This window comes from Paenibacillus sp. SAFN-054 (assembly GCF_051966755.1).
In the GTDB taxonomy this organism is placed as follows: Bacteria; Bacillota; Bacilli; order Paenibacillales; family Paenibacillaceae; genus Paenibacillus_AQ.
Map to the genome: position 1 here is coordinate 583,003 of NZ_JBQCKS010000001.1, position 15,949 is coordinate 598,951.

The 15,949-nt window shown below is 51.7% G+C and carries 13 protein-coding genes; 8 read left to right on the plus strand and 5 right to left on the minus strand.

The genetic code is table 11. The features are described 5' to 3' along the window. Positions 1–24 precede the first annotated feature (24 nt). Complete coding sequence (locus tag ACTHPM_RS02885) at positions 25–2,169, minus strand: YhgE/Pip family protein (protein WP_440393673.1); 2,145 nt, start codon at positions 2,167–2,169, stop codon at positions 25–27. Between the two features lie 127 nt (positions 2,170–2,296). After that, positions 2,297–2,824 carry a YfiT family bacillithiol transferase gene (locus ACTHPM_RS02890; RefSeq protein WP_440393674.1) on the minus strand — a complete coding sequence of 176 codons (528 nt, stop codon included), beginning with the start codon at positions 2,822–2,824 and terminating at the stop codon, positions 2,297–2,299. Positions 2,825–3,066: 242 nt separating this feature from the next. On the opposite strand from ACTHPM_RS02890, the gene ACTHPM_RS02895 reads away from it, so the two are divergent. Further along, positions 3,067–4,338, plus strand: a complete 1,272-nt coding sequence (locus tag ACTHPM_RS02895; protein ID WP_440393675.1) for an oligosaccharide MFS transporter — start codon at positions 3,067–3,069, stop codon at positions 4,336–4,338. On the opposite strand, the gene ACTHPM_RS02900 is transcribed toward ACTHPM_RS02895, so the two are convergent. After that, complete coding sequence (locus tag ACTHPM_RS02900) at positions 4,290–5,036, minus strand: polysaccharide deacetylase family protein (protein ID WP_440393676.1); 747 nt, start codon at positions 5,034–5,036, stop codon at positions 4,290–4,292. The two genes, ACTHPM_RS02895 and ACTHPM_RS02900, sit on opposite strands and share 49 nt — an antisense overlap. A gap of 169 nt (positions 5,037–5,205) precedes the next feature. Here ACTHPM_RS02900 and ACTHPM_RS02905 point away from each other — a divergent pair, with 169 nt between their 5' ends. The 6 genes from ACTHPM_RS02905 (at position 5,206) to ACTHPM_RS02930 (ending at position 11,297) form a co-directional block, all read left to right on the plus strand. Next, on the plus strand, positions 5,206–6,042 hold the full coding sequence (locus tag ACTHPM_RS02905; RefSeq protein ID WP_440393677.1) for a sensor histidine kinase: 837 nt from the start codon (positions 5,206–5,208) through the stop codon (positions 6,040–6,042). A gap of 2 nt (positions 6,043–6,044) precedes the next feature. Beyond that, positions 6,045–6,722, plus strand: a complete 678-nt coding sequence (locus ACTHPM_RS02910) for a response regulator (protein ID WP_440393678.1) — start codon at positions 6,045–6,047, stop codon at positions 6,720–6,722. A gap of 158 nt (positions 6,723–6,880) precedes the next feature. Further along, positions 6,881–8,575 (plus strand): spore germination protein, encoded by a 1,695-nt coding sequence (locus tag ACTHPM_RS02915; RefSeq protein WP_440393679.1) that lies wholly within the window; start codon positions 6,881–6,883, stop codon positions 8,573–8,575. A 6-nt stretch (positions 8,576–8,581) separates the two neighbouring features. After that, the gene (locus tag ACTHPM_RS02920) at positions 8,582–9,790 is read left to right on the plus strand and encodes a Ger(x)C family spore germination protein (protein ID WP_440393680.1); all 1,209 of its coding nucleotides are present in this window, start codon (positions 8,582–8,584) and stop codon (positions 9,788–9,790) included. Between the two features lie 105 nt (positions 9,791–9,895). After that, positions 9,896–10,147 carry a hypothetical protein gene (locus ACTHPM_RS02925; protein WP_440393681.1) on the plus strand — a complete coding sequence of 84 codons (252 nt, stop codon included), beginning with the start codon at positions 9,896–9,898 and terminating at the stop codon, positions 10,145–10,147. Further along, on the plus strand, positions 10,140–11,297 hold the full coding sequence (locus tag ACTHPM_RS02930; protein WP_440393682.1) for a GerAB/ArcD/ProY family transporter: 1,158 nt from the start codon (positions 10,140–10,142) through the stop codon (positions 11,295–11,297). Before ACTHPM_RS02925 ends, ACTHPM_RS02930 begins: the two co-directional genes overlap by 8 nt. A gap of 27 nt (positions 11,298–11,324) precedes the next feature. Here the strand turns inward: ACTHPM_RS02930 and ACTHPM_RS02935 are convergent, their stop codons facing one another. After that, positions 11,325–12,635 (minus strand): TrkH family potassium uptake protein, encoded by a 1,311-nt coding sequence (locus ACTHPM_RS02935; protein WP_440393683.1) that lies wholly within the window; start codon positions 12,633–12,635, stop codon positions 11,325–11,327. A 95-nt stretch (positions 12,636–12,730) separates the two neighbouring features. After that, the gene (locus ACTHPM_RS02940) at positions 12,731–13,741 is read right to left on the minus strand and encodes a LacI family DNA-binding transcriptional regulator (protein ID WP_440393684.1); all 1,011 of its coding nucleotides are present in this window, start codon (positions 13,739–13,741) and stop codon (positions 12,731–12,733) included. A gap of 412 nt (positions 13,742–14,153) precedes the next feature. Here ACTHPM_RS02940 and ACTHPM_RS02945 point away from each other — a divergent pair, with 412 nt between their 5' ends. After that, the gene (locus ACTHPM_RS02945) at positions 14,154–15,944 is read left to right on the plus strand and encodes an L-fucose isomerase (protein WP_440393685.1); all 1,791 of its coding nucleotides are present in this window, start codon (positions 14,154–14,156) and stop codon (positions 15,942–15,944) included. Positions 15,945–15,949 lie beyond the last annotated feature (5 nt).

Here is a 15,949-nt window from a genome sequence, read left to right on the forward strand (position 1 = left end):
GGGAATGCGTCTTTTATGCTTGAATCAATGGATCAATTTGCTTTCTTTCGCTTTTTTGACCAAGCCGGCGGAGAGTTGGTTGATAACGCCTTTCAGGGCGACGCCGATCATCAGGGTAACGGCAGAGAATATGGCCATGATAAGCAGATCGTTCCTGACGATGCTCCAAATGATTCCGCCCACCGATTCGCGCATCATGCTGATGCCGTACGTAAACGGCAGAAAGGGATGAATCGCCCGGAAAAAGGGCGGCGTAGTCTGAATCGGGAACGTGCCTCCCGAACCGGCAAGCTGGAGCACGAGGAGGACGATGGCCAGCGCTTTGCCGACGTTGCCGAATACGGATACGAGTGTGTATACCATAAGCATGAACACGGCGCTGTTAATGAGCCCAAAGACGATAAACCATGGTTTATCGACGACATAGGTGCCGAGCAGGAACATATCTCCCGTGGTTACGCAAAGGGACTGAAGCAGAGCAAGCGTCAGAAAGGTCAGGAACCGGCCAAAATAAATTTCGTAGCTCTTGTAGGGATGCTCGCCGTGCACCTCCGTAGTAATCAGCGATACCAATAGAGTTGCCCCCACCCATAAAGCCAGCGTGGAGAAGAATGGCGACATGGCAGATCCGTAATTCGGAATCGGGTACAGCTGATTCTCCTTCAGAACGACCGGCTCGGCAAAAAACTGGCTTTCCAGCTGAAAATTATTTTTGAGCAGACCGATGACCTCCTGCAGGCTGCCCTCGGATTCGAACTCGCGCATCCGCTGTGCAAGCTCGGATATCTTGGCCTCGACCGCGGGCAATTCTTTTTGGATCTCGTTCACCTTTTGCGTCCCGATCGTGAGTCCCCTGGAGGCGTCCCCCAAAACCTTCTGCACGTCCGGGATGCTCTTCAGAGCGTTGTTGAGAACCGTCCGGCTCTTCTCGGCCGTTTGCTGCGCCTTCTGGAGTCCGCTCAGAATGGCCGGCTGGATCTCGCTGTCATACCTGCCGAGAATGTCGCCGAGCAGGCTCGACGCGTCCCCGGATACTTGATTCAGGCGGTCAACCAAATCAGAGGCGGGCTTTTCGCCCTTTTTGACGGCGCTGCTGATGCTATTCACGAGTGTCTGCTGCTGTTTCATCTTCTCTTGAACCTGTTTCAGCTTGGAGCTTACAAAACCGATCCGGTTGCCTGTTACCTGATTCAGCTGGTCGAACCAGTCTATAAGCCGGCTTTGAACTTTAAGTCCAAGCTCAAGCCTTGAAGAAACGTGATCCAGCGTATCCGTCACCACGGATGGATCTACATTCGGATCCTTCAAGACAGCGGTGAGCTGCTGGGTCGATAGGGCAGTCTGCTGAAGGAGCAGCAGGTCCTGCTTCACGCCTGGACCGATGTCTTTGGCCGCATCCGACGCCGAGGATAGGAATGTATCAAGTCCTCCGGCGAATTCCTTGCCGTTCTTGGCGATATCCGTCACGATCGGCAGGTTTTTCTGTGCCTGATTCACCAGCTGGTCGGTCTTGTGGATATCGTCCACCGCGGTGTGAACCGCATGGTTGATCTCCGGGAAGTTTTTCTCCAGCTTAAAGACGAGCGCCCGAACCTTCTCGATGGTCGGGAGCTGCTCCTGCAGTTCGATGCCAAGCTCGTTGAAAATTTTGAAAATGGTTCCGTTCGCGGTCTTTACGAAATTTTTGCTGACCTCCTGAATGATGCCGCTTGCTCCCGAAGACGTGATTTTCGGGGAAACGGCGTTAACCTTTTCATTGACGTAGTACAGAATTTCGGCTTTGCTGGGATTGTCGGATAAGACGGTGGCGATCGTGGCCGAGAAGCTTTCGGGAATGACGATGCTTGCGTAATAGTCGCCGCGCCGCACGCCTTTCATCGCGTCCGCCTCACTGACGAAACGCCATCCGAGCTTATGGTTGTCTTTAAGGGACTGGACGACCTCATCACCAAGGTTGATGGCTCTGCCTTTCATAGTCGTGCCCTTGTCGTTGTTGGCAACCGCGATGGCAATATCGCCAGTGTTGCCGTAGGGGTCCCAAGATGCCTTGATATTAAACCAGGCATACAAAGAAGGCAGCATCACCAGTCCGAGAATGATGATGAGCGCTGCCCAATTGGTTACGATATTCCGAATGTCTCTTCCAAAAATAAGTGCAATATTTTTCATTGGGTCGCCTACCTCGCCTGTGACTCAGGTTTTTGTTAGTATTTCATGGGACAGGAGGGAGCATACCCCTGATCTGAAATTCCCATAGTTAACCACAAGTTAACCCTCACAGGCGGGAACGAAACGATTACCAGTCCATCCGGCGGCTGAGCGACGTGATATGGGCGAGATGATGGCGACCGTGCCATGCATAGAGTCCGAGATGGCGATCCAGTCTCGTTTTTCCGTTCACCGGATGCACATACGCACGTTCCCAATCGCTCGGCTTGAAGTTTCTGAATAGCAGGACCATGCGGGCGTGGATGCCATCCAGCATCTTGAGTGAAACCTCCGGAGCCGGGGTCAGGGAATCGGGAAGCTCTGCCCATAAGGCCTCTTCGTACGGCTTGATGACGGGTTCATCTTCGGTCAGCGCCAGCTTGATCCGCAGCAGCGCGTTCATGTGACTGTCTGCCAAGTGATGGATGACTTGGCGTACGGTCCACCCTCCGGGGCGGTAGGGTGTATCCAGCTGTTCCTCGGACAGGTTGCCGGCAGCATCCCTGACTTGGCTTGGAAGCGCGCGGAGTTGGTCGATCCAATAGCTGCGGTCGGCCGGACTGATCGCGTCAGATGCCGTGAATTCTCCAATCGGATAACGTAAATCAGAACTCATCATATGTACCTCCTTAATAATGTCCAACGCGTTTTCGGATGCCTCGATTGGTCTTGTTATTACTATATGGCCGAATCGCGCATAAAACGAACTTTTTCACAACTTTAACATAACAGTAGGTGAATCTACAGGAAATTTTTTGGGGCAAACCTGACGTATACCGCTTTGAAAGCAGCTATATCCATATAGCCCCGCCTCCGTTATAATAGGAGCAACATTCAGGAATGAACGGAGCGCGGCATATGAGATGGAACCGAGCGTATTGGACTTTCAGCTTGTTTTTCTTTGTTCATTTTTTCGGCTTTTCGTCCGTCATGTCATTGTTCGGGATTTGGCTTGGACAGGCGGTCGGGCTGGACGGTACCGAAAAAGGTGTCGTTTTTGCGATCAATTCGCTGGGAACGCTTTGCTTTCATCTGCTCTACGGCTACGTCTCCGATAAAATCGGCCTGCGCAAGCATCTGCTGTCTGTCATTATCGGGTTGCTCGTACTCGCAGGGCCTTATTTTCAATTTGTATATGGCCCGCTCCTGCACAGCAATCTATGGCTTGGCGCTTTTGCAGGCAGCATCTACATGGGGGCAACCTTCAGTTCCGGCAACGCCGCGATGGAATCCTTTATCGAGAAGATCAGCAGACTGAGAGCCTTCGAATATGGAAAGGCAAGGATGTTTGGTTCGCTGGGATGGGCGGTGGCTACCTTTTTTGCAGGCCAGACCTTCAATCTGAATCCGAACTGGAATTTCTGGATTTGCACCGCAACGGCCTCGGTACTCGCGATTCTGCTGATCCGCACAAAACTTCCTGCGCAAGGGACGGTGCCGGAAGAAGGGGGCGATGAGGCTTCCAAATCTCCAGAGCCCTTCCGCTTCTCGGATATGAAACGGCTTGTTCAGAATCCGAGGTTTTGGGCGTTCATACTCTACATCGTTGGGGTGATGTGCCTGGTCCCGGTATACGATCAGCAATTTCCGGTGTACTTCTCCTCCCTCTTCGAGACGAGCGAAGCAGGTAACCGCATGTATGGCTACCTGAACAGCGTCCAGGTATTCGCGGAAGCGCTGTGCATGTTTCTGGCACCGGCCCTGATCAATAAAATAGGCCCCAAAAGGGGCCTGCTGCTTGGCGGATTGCTGATGTTCATCCGAATTTCGGTATCCGGCATTGCCGACGGACCGCTGGAGGTAGGAGCGACAAAGATCATCCAGGCTTTGGAGCTTCCGGTCATGGTCATTTCCATCTTCAAATACATCCGCGTGAACTTTGACTTGCGGGTTGCATCTACCCTTTATCTTGTGGGCTATCAATTTACCGGCGCTCTCGGAGGTTCCATCCTGTCTCCGCTTGCCGGAAGACTTTATGATCATATCGGCTTTGCCCAAACCTATTTGTGGATGGCCGGATACGTTCTGCTCTTTACGCTTATCTCCGTATTTACACTCTCCGGCAGTCCGCGACGGTCGGATCAAGGAATGTTGTACTGCGCAAGCTCGGAGACGGTGACGAAACGGTAGCCTCTTTTGGCTAACTCGGGCAGTATTTCTTTTAAAGCATCGATGGTTTGCGATTTCCCCTCCACGTGATCATGCATCAGCACGATGTCGCCGTTGCGGGCGTTCCCCAGTACTTTTTTGACGATTTTGCCGACTCCGGGCCGGTTCCAATCCCAAGTATCCTGATGCCAAGACCACATGACCACCAAATAACCTTCTTTTTTGCAGGTCTCAATCATCCGGTCGCTGTAATAGCCCCCAGGGGGACGGAAGAGATAAGACCTTTTTCCTGTTGCATTAAAAATGGCATCCTGTGTCCGGCTGAGCTGGCTTGTGATGCTGTCGACCGAGCTTCTGCGGTTAAAATACGCATGATCATAGGTGTGATTGCCAAGCTCATGGCCTTCTGCAGCGATTCTTTTGGCCAGATCCGGGTTTTTCTCCACCTGTTTGCCGACGACGAAAAAGGTTGCCTTGGCGTCATATTGCTTGAGCAGATCCAGAATATGCGTCGTTTCTTCCGGATCCGGGCCGTCGTCAAAGGTCAAGGCAATAATTTTTTCCTTATTAGGTATTTCCCAGATGACGTCTCCGCGCTGTTCATAGTATTCACGTCCTTTATTTCCTGAAGGAGCGGCAGAGGAAGCTGAAGCAGCCGAAGCCGCCACTAGCCATCCTGCGCAAGCTGCCAGCAGAGTACGTCTTAGGTAAATATGCATTATTCAACCTCCATCTTGCATGAAATGGTACATGGGTCCGTCCGTAAAGTCCGTTGGTAGTATGCGACGGAGCTTGAGTAAACATACATAGCCTGCCTATCGCAGGCATTTTTCCCGGCTTCATGCTACAATGTTCAGGAACGAAAGGCGATTTCGGAGGGATACACGCATGTCAATGTCTTATAAGCAGATCAAATGGATGATCTTAATCGTGCCGACCTTGACGGTAGGCCTGTGGGAATATGTGCGCCATACGCTGTTGATGCCATATCTATCGATGGAAGCAGGCAACTTTTTAACGCCGGTGTTCGTGTTTCTGATCAGTATGACCTTGCTCAGCCAGCTTTTTCACCGGTTGGAGCAGGTGCAGGAGGAGCTGAACCGGGAACGGGCGGAGAATGCGGCGCTGGCAGCGAGGGATATGCTGGCACGCGAGCTTCATGATGGAATCGCACAGTCTCTGTTCCTTCTCTCCGTAAAAATGGATCGTGCAGAAGCACAGCAAAAGAGTGCACAGGGAGAGTCTTATCTGGAGGAAATGCGCAAGCTGGTGCATGAGGTGAACCGGTATGTCAGACAAGCCATTGCCAACTTGAGGTTTCCTTCGCAAGGCGATGAAAAGGAGTACGAGGATTCCATCAAATCAAGAATCGAGCACACGGCCAGCGAAGCCTTTATCGAACCGGTCCTTGCTTGGACCATTCCGGATACAGGCTTTACAGCCAAAGAAAAGGTAGAGCTGCTCGCGTGTATCCGCGAAGCGCTCCTCAATATCCAGAAGCACGCACAGGCGAATCAGGTAAAGATCACGGGACATGCGGAGGGGAACTCGTGGATCGTGCGCATTGATGACAATGGAAGAGGTACGTCAGAAGATCCGTTTCGCATGCAGGACCGGTATGGGCTTCGGATTATGAAGGAACGGGCAGAAGAGCTGGATTGGCAGGTTAACTTTATTTCCCTGGAGCAAGGAAGCAGGGTCGAAATCCGGAAAGGGGATGGATAGACGTGGAAAGATACCGTGTCCTGATTGCTGATGATTCCGCGCATGCTCGCGAGGCTGTTAATGAAATATTGGCCGCAGACGATCTGTTCGAGATCATCGGTCAGGCCAGAAGCGGTGAAGAGGCAGTAACCATGACCGAAACCCTGATGCCGGACCTGATATTAATGGATATCCAGATGCAGGGTATCGGAGGGCTTGAAGCCACTCGCCAGATCAAGCTGCAGTATCCGTATGTCAAAATCGTCATTATCACCGTTTCTGATGATGCATCCCATCTGTTCGAAGCACTTAAACAGGGAGCGCAGGGCTACCTTCTCAAAAATTTGTCACCGTCGACCTGGATCGAATATCTTCGTGCCATCATGAGTGACGAGGCTCCTTTGAGCCGTGAGCTGGCTACGCAAATTCTCAGAGAATTCCCGCTCGCATCGAAAAGTCCGGAGCACCATGAGACCCTGACCAACCGGGAACGGGAAATCCTAAACTGGGTTGCATCCGGCCTGACCAATAAAGAAATCGCGGCTGAACTGCACATCTCGGATCAAACGGTCAAGAATCATTTGAAGAACATTTTGCAGAAGCTTCATCTGGAAAACCGGGTGCAGCTGACACGATATGCTTTGGAAAAGGGGCTTGTGGGACGGAAGCAGGGCTTGTTTACCAAGCTCTGGAAGGAGTAAGCGGGAAGTCATATTTTTTACAAGTTCTATTTAAGAGGTGTCACATTCGTACGGGCGGGGAGCGCAGGCTTCCCGTCATTTTTTTGGTTTCCTGCAACTGGATGAATCGGATTAAAAATGGTAATAATGAACTCATCAAACAGCAGGGGTGCAGACACATGTCCGGCAAAATCAGCTTCGGAACCAAAAGACAACAAGATGCGAATCCGAAAGCGGAGCCGATGCAAGAAGCGATGAACGGCTCCCTGTCGGCTGACATGAAGGAGAATCTGCAAAAAATCCAGGACGATATGGGGAACAGCCAGGATTTAATTATCCGCCAGCTCGAAACGGAGCGGCTGGAGCTCCAGATGGCGTTTGTGTATATTGAAGGCCTCGTAGATAATACGGCTGTTTCGGAATTCACGATCCAAACGGTCCTGGATGAGACCAGCAGCATCTCTGATTCTGTGAATAAACCCGGCCTTGATGAACTGGGGAGGGTCTTCAAGCATCAAGCCTTTTCCGTCGGCCAAATCAACAAATCCTCCGAATGGAAAGAAGTTTATATGCATCTGCTGAGCGGAGATACGATCCTTTTCCTGAATGGCAGCGATGAAGTGATTATCGCGGGGACCCAAGGGGGAGAAAGGCGATCCGTCACGGAACCCTCCTCTCAGACCGTTATCCGCGGGCCGCGCGAAGGATTTACGGAATCGATTCGCACGAACACTTCCCTTCTGCGCCGAAAGATTAAGAGTCCGAATCTCTGGCTAGAAGAGATGAAGATCGGCCGAGTGACGAAAACCGATATCGGTGTGATGTATATTAAGGGAATCGTCAGCGAGGAGATCGTGGATGAGGTCCGTAAGCGGCTCTCCCATATTGATATCGACGGCATTCTCGAATCCGGGTATATCGAAGAACTGATTGAGGATACCAATTTCACGCTGTTTCCAACGGTATATCACAGCGAACGCCCGGACGTCATCGCAGCCAACCTGCTGGAAGGCAGGGTGGCGATTTTGGTGGACGGGACTCCGTTTTCGCTGGTCGTGCCGAGTACGTTCAACATGTTTTTTCAAGCGGCGGAGGATTATTACAACCGCTTCGATGTTGGCAGCCTGATTCGGCTGCTGCGCTTTCTTTCATTCTTCATCGGCCTTCTTTTGCCCTCCCTGTACGTTGCGATTATCACCTTTCACCAAGAGATGATACCGACGCCATGGCTTCTCAAGCTGGCGGTCCAGCGGGAGGGCGTTCCGTTTCCTGCTTTTGTCGAGGCGATCATCATGGAGACGGTGTTCGAAATTTTGCGTGAAGCTGGCGTCCGTATGCCGCGAAGCGTCGGGAATACGATATCGATCGTCGGGGGTCTCGTGCTCGGCCAAGCAGCCGTAGAAGCCGGGATCGTATCTCCCGCGGTGGTCATCGTGGTTTCCCTTACGGCCATTGCGAGCTTCGTCTCACCGGCCTATAACATTGGAATTACCGCCAGAATGCTGCGTTTTTTATTTTTGTTCGCTTCGTCTTTTATGGGCATATACGGCATGGCTTGTCTGCTGCTCATCATGCTGCTTCACATGTGCAGTCTTAAATCGATGAATGTTCCTTACATGGCGCCATACGGGCCTGCGATTCTTTCGGATATGAAAGACACGCTGCTTCGTGTGCCGATGAAGGTCATGAGGACAAGACCAAAAATGCTGAGTAAAAACAATCCGGTCCGGCTAAAGCCGCATCCATCCAATAAACAGAACAATGATTCCGAAACCGGAAATTCAGCCGGTTCCCCTGCTCATGCAGAGGAATCCTCCCATTCCAATGAGGGCAGTCAGGGGTCAAATCCGTCCACCACGGGCGGCAAGGAGTGATACATCATGCAAAAGCGATTATGGCTGCTGGGTATATGCCTGCTCTTGATGCTGACGTTGAGCGGCTGCTGGGACAGCAAGTACCTGGATGATCTGGCGATCGTCGTCGCCATCGGAGTGGATACAGACCCGAAGAATGATGATAACATTCGGGTTACGATACAAGTCGTTGTGCCCAATCAGGTATCCGACTCGCAAAGCGGCGGAGGGAAAGAGGGCATACCGGTGACCAATTACACGGGAACCGGCCAAACGCTGCTGGAAGCTTTCCATAATATGACTGTGCTATCCCCGAGAAGAATCTACTTCTCCCATAATCAAGTAATGATCATTGGAGAGGAGCAGGCGAGAAAGGGGGTTAAGGATCTGTTTGACCTGGTGGACAGGGACCCGGAAATTCGGACGGATTTCGACATGTTGGTTGCGAAGCATGATACCGCCGAAGATATCTTAAAAACGGTCACCTCCATGGAAAAGATTCCGGTACAGCAAATTTACGGCATGATCAAAACGTATCATCAACGCGTAGGCGCGATTTATCCGGTCCAGGCCAGAGAATTCATAGATTTGCTGCATAGTGACAAGGGGGATCCGGCCATACCGAGCATTGAGCTGATCGGAGACGCGACCGAAGCCCAGAAGAAATCCAATACGGATCAGATCGAGCCTGAGAATTATCTGCGCATGAGTTCCATGGCTGTTTTCCAGAATGGAAAGCTCTCCGGCTTTTTGAATAGAGATGAATCCAAGGGGTTAACGATTGTCCGGAACAAGCTGGATCGAATGGTTATCGAAATCCCGGTAGGAGAGAACGGCAGGGTATCCGTATCCCCCGTCCATAACCAGACGAAAGTGAAGGCTGGTTTTTACCATAATAAACCGGTCATCTTTATCAACGTCGAGCATAAAGCCTTTGTGCTTGAAAATAACAACGCGATCATTCAACTCCAGGATGAAAAGCAGATTCGCTGGCTGGAACGTGAAGCTGAGAAGTATCAGCGCAAGCGGATTCTGAAGAGCATGTCGAAGCTCCAGGAGATGAACAGCGATGCAGCCGGGTATGCCAAATACGTGTACCAATCCAGCCCGAAGTACTGGACCCGAAACAAAGGCCATTGGGACGCCATTTATCCCGAAATACCAACCCGGGTTCAGGTCACTGTAGACATCGTTGGAACGGGAATCCGTACGAGAAGCTATATCGGCGAAAAATAAGAAACACGTCTATCGACTTGCGATATCAGGAAGGTCTAGCTTCAAATTTTATACTTTCTGATATCTTAAAAAGGAGTAGCGAAGAATGCATTCAGAGGTGGACGCGTGAACTCATGGATCGGAATCGTCTTTGCGGGATTGTTGACAGGCATCATTCAGGCCAATTATTTGAGAAGGCAAGGCATGACACGTGACGTCCTTGTCGCGACGGTGGTTCTTGCAGCCGGATTGGTGCTTTACTTGCTGGTGTTATTCGAAGCGCCCATTTCGACGTTAACGCATTTAATCGAGTGGCCTCTGAAGCCTCTATATAAACCGCTCGCGAGATGGATGATGAAAGGGACGGACAATGGATAAAGCTAAAATCACCTCGACTCAATTTGCCATCATGATGTACATGTACATTCTGGGGACGGCAGCGATTATACAGCCGCATACGATAGCCATGATAGCCAAATCGGACGAGTGGTTCTCCATGATTCTGTCCATCTTTATCCAGCTCGGCTTCGCGTGGCTATATATGAAGCTGGCACTGAAATACCCCGATGAGACCGTCATGGAGTATAGTCAGCGCATTTTAGGGAAGAAGGCGGGATGGCTGGTCGGTCTGGTTTATTTGCTTTTTTTCTTGATTCTCGACGCTTTCATATTACGGAATATCAGCGGCTTCTTCAGCTCAGTCATTTTGCCGAGAACTCCACTCGATGTAATCAGCATTGTGTTCATGCTCCCTGTCGTGTATGGCGTGTTCCTGGGCCTGGGCGTGATCGGCAGAATGACGGAAATTTTGCTGCCCATAGCGGTAATTGTGTTCATTCTCTCTTCCATGCTTCTCATACCAAAGGTTGAATTGAGCAACCTTTTGCCGATTTTTCCGGAGGGTGTTATGCCTGCCATCAAAGGGGTGTATCCCATTATCGGTTTTCCCACGATGGATTCCATTGTGGTCCTGATGCTGGTGCGATTTATCGTCGACAAGGAAAAAACGAGAACCTATTTCTATATCGCGAGCGCAGCGGCGCCGTTTACGCTGGTCCTGATCTCGCTGTACACCATTGCGGTGCTGGGGATCGATGAAACGATGCGTGCCACATACCCCGTGTACGATCTGGCCAAGGAAATCCGGGTCGAACGGATATTTGAACGGGTAGAGGCGCTGGTCGGCATCATCTGGATGAGTACGACGTTTGTCAAAATCACCCTTTGTTTCTATGCGCTGACGATCTCGGCGCTCGAGCTGTTCAAGCTGACCGCCTACAAGTACTCCATCATCCCCTTCCTGTTCCTGCTGCTTCCCATGTCGAAATGGGTGTTCGACAATCCGGCGGAAATGGAATATTTCCTCGGCTTTGTATATACGATGTTTGCTTTTATTCCAGCTTTGCTGATCCCGCTCATCTTACTGCTGGTGAGCAAGCTTCAAACCAAGAAAGGGAATAAGGGCAGCTCTGAAACCGATACGCAAACGATGGACCCGCATAACAAAAAGAGCCCGACTGCCGAATAAACGGCAAGGAGCGGACTCTTTTTGTGTTCAGCCGATAATAATCCGGCCTTCAGGGTAGTTGTACAAATCCTTCTTACGGTCTCTGGACAGCGCGTACACGAGCGTAAGCGGGCCGATCCGCCCAAAAAACATCAGACAGATGATCCAGACCTTGCCCAGTGGAGACAAGTGCGTCGTCATGCCCATTGAAAGACCGGTCGTTCCGAAAGCCGAGGTGGATTCAAACAGGATGGTCATAAAGTCCTGATGCTCGGTAACGGACAGCAGCATGGAGAACAAAATGATGAGAAGCAGCGACAGCAGCGTCAGCGTGATCGCTTTGTAGACGACATCCTTGGCAATTCTTTTCCGGAACAGCACCACATCATCACGGCCGCGGATCATGGCAAGCACAGCGCCGAGCAGAAGGACAAAGGTCGTTATTTTGATGCCGCCGCCGGTCGAGCCCGGCGCAGCCCCGGTGAACATCAGCAGGATCAGCATGAACTGCGTCGATTGACGGAACAGACCGATATCCAGAGTCGCCACGCCGCCGGAGCGGGTCGTTACCGACTGGAACATGGAGGCTAGGAATTTCCCTCCGCCATGCAGCGGTTTAAGCGTATTCGGATTGCTGAACTCCATGACCAGAATGACGATCGTACCAATGCCCACGAGCAGCAGCGTTGCGGTCAGAACAACCTTACTGTGAAGCGACAGTTTGCGTGTCTTCGGGAAATCTATGATATCCGATAATACGATAAAGCCGATGCCGCCCAGAAAAATAAGGCCCATCATCACGATGTTGATATAGGGATCATTGACGAAAGGTACCATTCCGCTGAAGGGGCCGTTTACGGTTCCCATCAGATCAAATCCGGCATTGTTAAACATGGAGATGCTGTGGAAAATGCCGAAATAGACAGCCCTGCCCAGCGACAGCTGGAGTGAGAAATAGAAATGGACAGCGAGCAGGAGCGCGCCAGCCAGCTCTACGAGCAGAGAATACAGTATGACCTTCTTGACCAGCCGCACCACTCCCTCGATCGTGCCATGGTTGAGGGCTTCCTGCAAAATCAGCCTTTCCCTTAAGGAAATCCGCTTATTCAGCACAAGCGCAATCAGGGTGGCCATGGTCATAAAGCCGATTCCGCCGATCTGGACCAGCATGATTATCACGGCTTGTCCAAAAGTGGAGAACGCCGTTCCGGTATCCAAAACCGTGAGTCCTGTGACACAGGTGGCGGAGGTCGCCGTAAACAAAGCGTTTAAGAACGGAATCCGGTCGCCGCTCACAGAGGAGATGGGCAGGGACAGCAGGAACGTTCCGAGCGTAATAATCAGCAAAAAGCCGATCACCAAAATTTTGGCGGGAGTCAGTATGTTTTTCGTAATTTTCTTGGACTGAATGGAACTTCACCTTCTTCATCAAGCGCTCCTCATATTGTACCCAATTATTCTGCAATTGTCTTGGCTGAAGAACGGATGATGAGCTCGGACGGCAAAATGACTTTTCGGGCGTCGGGTACGGCGCTGCCTTGAATGCGTTCAACCAGCAGCTGAATACCCATGGCGCCAAACTGGTATGCCGGCTGAGCGGCTACCGTGAGAAACGGATCGAGGGCGGAGGAGAGGTCCAAATCGTCAAAGCAGACGACGGACATGTCCTCCGGTACGCGAAGTCCGCGTTCCCTCAGCGCGTTAATGACGCCGACCGCCAGAAAGTTGTTGGCCGCGAAAATGGCCGTCGGCGGTGCTGTCAATTCAAGCAGGCGGCTGAGCTGATCTTCATCCTTGTAATCACGGTAGCTTTTATGAACGACAAGCTGATCATCAAGCTCGATTCCATGGAGCTGCAATGCTTCGGCATATCCCTGGTAGCGCAGCCGGGCGGTGGATACGTCCAAAGAACCGTTGACAAGCGCAATGCGGCGATGCCCGAGGCCGATCAAATAATCGACGAGATTGCGCGCACCCTGCTTGCTGTCTCCGGAGACGATATCCGATTCGATGCCGGGAACCGCCCTGTCCATGATGACGAATGGGATATTGTGGGCACGAAGCTTCTCGAGATGCTTCAGGGAATGGTCGCCTGCCGGAGCGAATAATACCCCGTCCACGCGGGTGGACAGAATCATGTCCACATAGTCCTGCTCCTTGTCGTAATCCTCGTCGCTGTTTCCGAACAGGAGGCGGTAGCCAAGCTTTTTGGCGCTGTCTTCCGCACCGCGGGCCAGACTGGTGTAGAACGGGTTGGTGATATCCGTGATGAGTAGGGACAAGATTTGCGTCTGCTGCAGCACCAGGCTGCGCGCATTGGAGTTCGGTATGTAGTTTAATTCCTCCATAACCTTTTTGACGCGTTTTCGCGTCTGTTCGCTGATTCGTCCGGTATTGTTGATGACTTTCGACACGGTCATCGCGGACACATTGGCCTTCGCCGCAATATCATAAATGGTAACCATATGTAACTCCTTCTTCTACATAAAATAAAACAAAAGTTCATCAAGTTCCCTTGAAAGGGTTCAATAACAGGAGATGACCTCAAACATTCTTTAGTTGCTTCACCTGATCAGATGACTTCAGATTATATATCGGCCAAGTTCCGATTCTCATAGAAAATACGGATTGACAGCAAGCGTTTTCATTGCTATTTTAAAGTTATCGATAACTCATTATACAACAGGTAACTCCGAAAAGACCACGGATATCCATGCAGCCCATTTTATTGTAATGATTAAGAAAAAACCAGGCACAGGTAATTTCTCTCAGCATAAATGACGGCTGCATTCTTTTTTAGCAGTAGGGTTATCGATAACCCTAAATGTTATAGGCATGATATTCATTGAATTTTAATCCCTGAGGAGGAAGAAGCAGATGACCACAAAAGATGCAAGATGGAAGCAGGATTTTCCTAAAATCGGTATTCGTCCGACGATAGACGGAAGAAGGAAGGGTGTCCGCGAGTCGCTTGAGGATATGACCATGAACCTGGCGAAGTCGGTTTCGTCTTTTCTCAGCGAGAACCTGCGCTATCCGGATGGCTCCGAGGTGGAGTGCGTTATCGCGGATACATGCATCGGCGGCGTAGCCGAGGCGGCCGCCTGCGCCGACAAATTCGCGAAAGCGGGGGTTGGCGTGTCCATTACCGTAACTCCTTGCTGGTGCTACGGCACCGAAACGATGGACATGGATCCGGCGATACCGAAAGCCGTATGGGGCTTTAACGGTACCGAAAGACCAGGCGCCGTTTATTTGGCAGCCGTATTGTCGGCACATGCGCAGAAGGGCCTTCCGGCTTTCGGCATTTACGGCCGGGACGTGCAGGACCTGAATGATCCGTCCATTCCGGAAGATGTACAGGAGAAGCTTCTCCGTTTTGCCAAGGCAGGTATGGCTGCAGCTCTGATGAAGGGCAAATCGTATCTGGCGATCGGCTCGGTATCCATGGGGATTGCAGGCTCGATGATCGATCCGGATTTCTTCCAGGAATACCTGGGCATGCGGAACGAATACGTCGACATGTCGGAAATTACGCGCCGCGTCGAAGAGGAAATCTATGATCCGGAAGAATATAAACTGGCATTGGCCTGGGTGAAAGAAAACTGCGTCGAGGGACCGGACAACAATCCGGAAAGCATCCAAACGTCCCGCGAGAAAAAAGACAAGGACTGGGAAATGGTTGTCAAAATGACGCAAATCGTCCGGGATCTGATGGTGGGCAATGAGCGTCTGGAAGAGCTCGGCTTTGCGGAAGAGGCGATGGGTCATAACGCGATCGTATCCGGTTTCCAAGGGCAGCGCCAATGGACGGACCACTTCCCGAACGGCGACTTCCATGAAGCGATCCTGAATTCCTCCTTCGATTGGAACGGAATCCGCGCGCCTTACTTGGTTGCGACCGAGAACGACAGCCTGAACGGCGTATCGATGCTGTTCGGCAACCTGCTCACGAACACGGCCCAAATTTTTGCCGATGTCCGTACATACTGGAGTCCGGATGCGGTGAAGCGCGTGACGGGCTACGAATTGACGGGTCTCGGACAGAATGGATTGCTGCATCTGATCAACTCCGGCCCTGCGGCCCTCGACGGCACCGGCGAGCAAATGAAGGACGGCAAGCCAGTCATGAAGCCTTTCTGGGAGATCACGGAGGAAGATCGGGACAACTGCTTGAAAGCAACCTCCTGGCGTCCGGCCGCGGTGGAATATTTCCGCGGAGGCGGCTTCTCGTCCGACTTCCTGACACGCGGCGGCATGCCGGTAACGATGTCGCGACTCAACTTGGTGAAAGGCCTTGGACCGGTGCTGCAAATTGCCGAAGGCTTTACGGTCGAGCTGCCGGAAGAGGTTCATGACAAGCTGGATAAGCGTACGGATCCGACTTGGCCGACGACCTGGTTCGCGCCGAATTTGACGGGAGAGGGTTCGTTCAAGGATGTGTATTCCGTCATGGATAACTGGGGAGCCAACCACGGCTCGATCAGCTACGGCCATATCGGCGCCGACTTGATCACGCTGGCTTCCATACTCCGCATACCGGTCAGCATGCATAACGTGAATGAGGAAGAGATCTTCCGTCCTAGAGCCTGGGGACTGTTCGGAACAAACGACCCGGAGGGCGCGGATTACCGTGCGTGCAAGAACTTCGGACCACTGTACAAGTAGGGCTT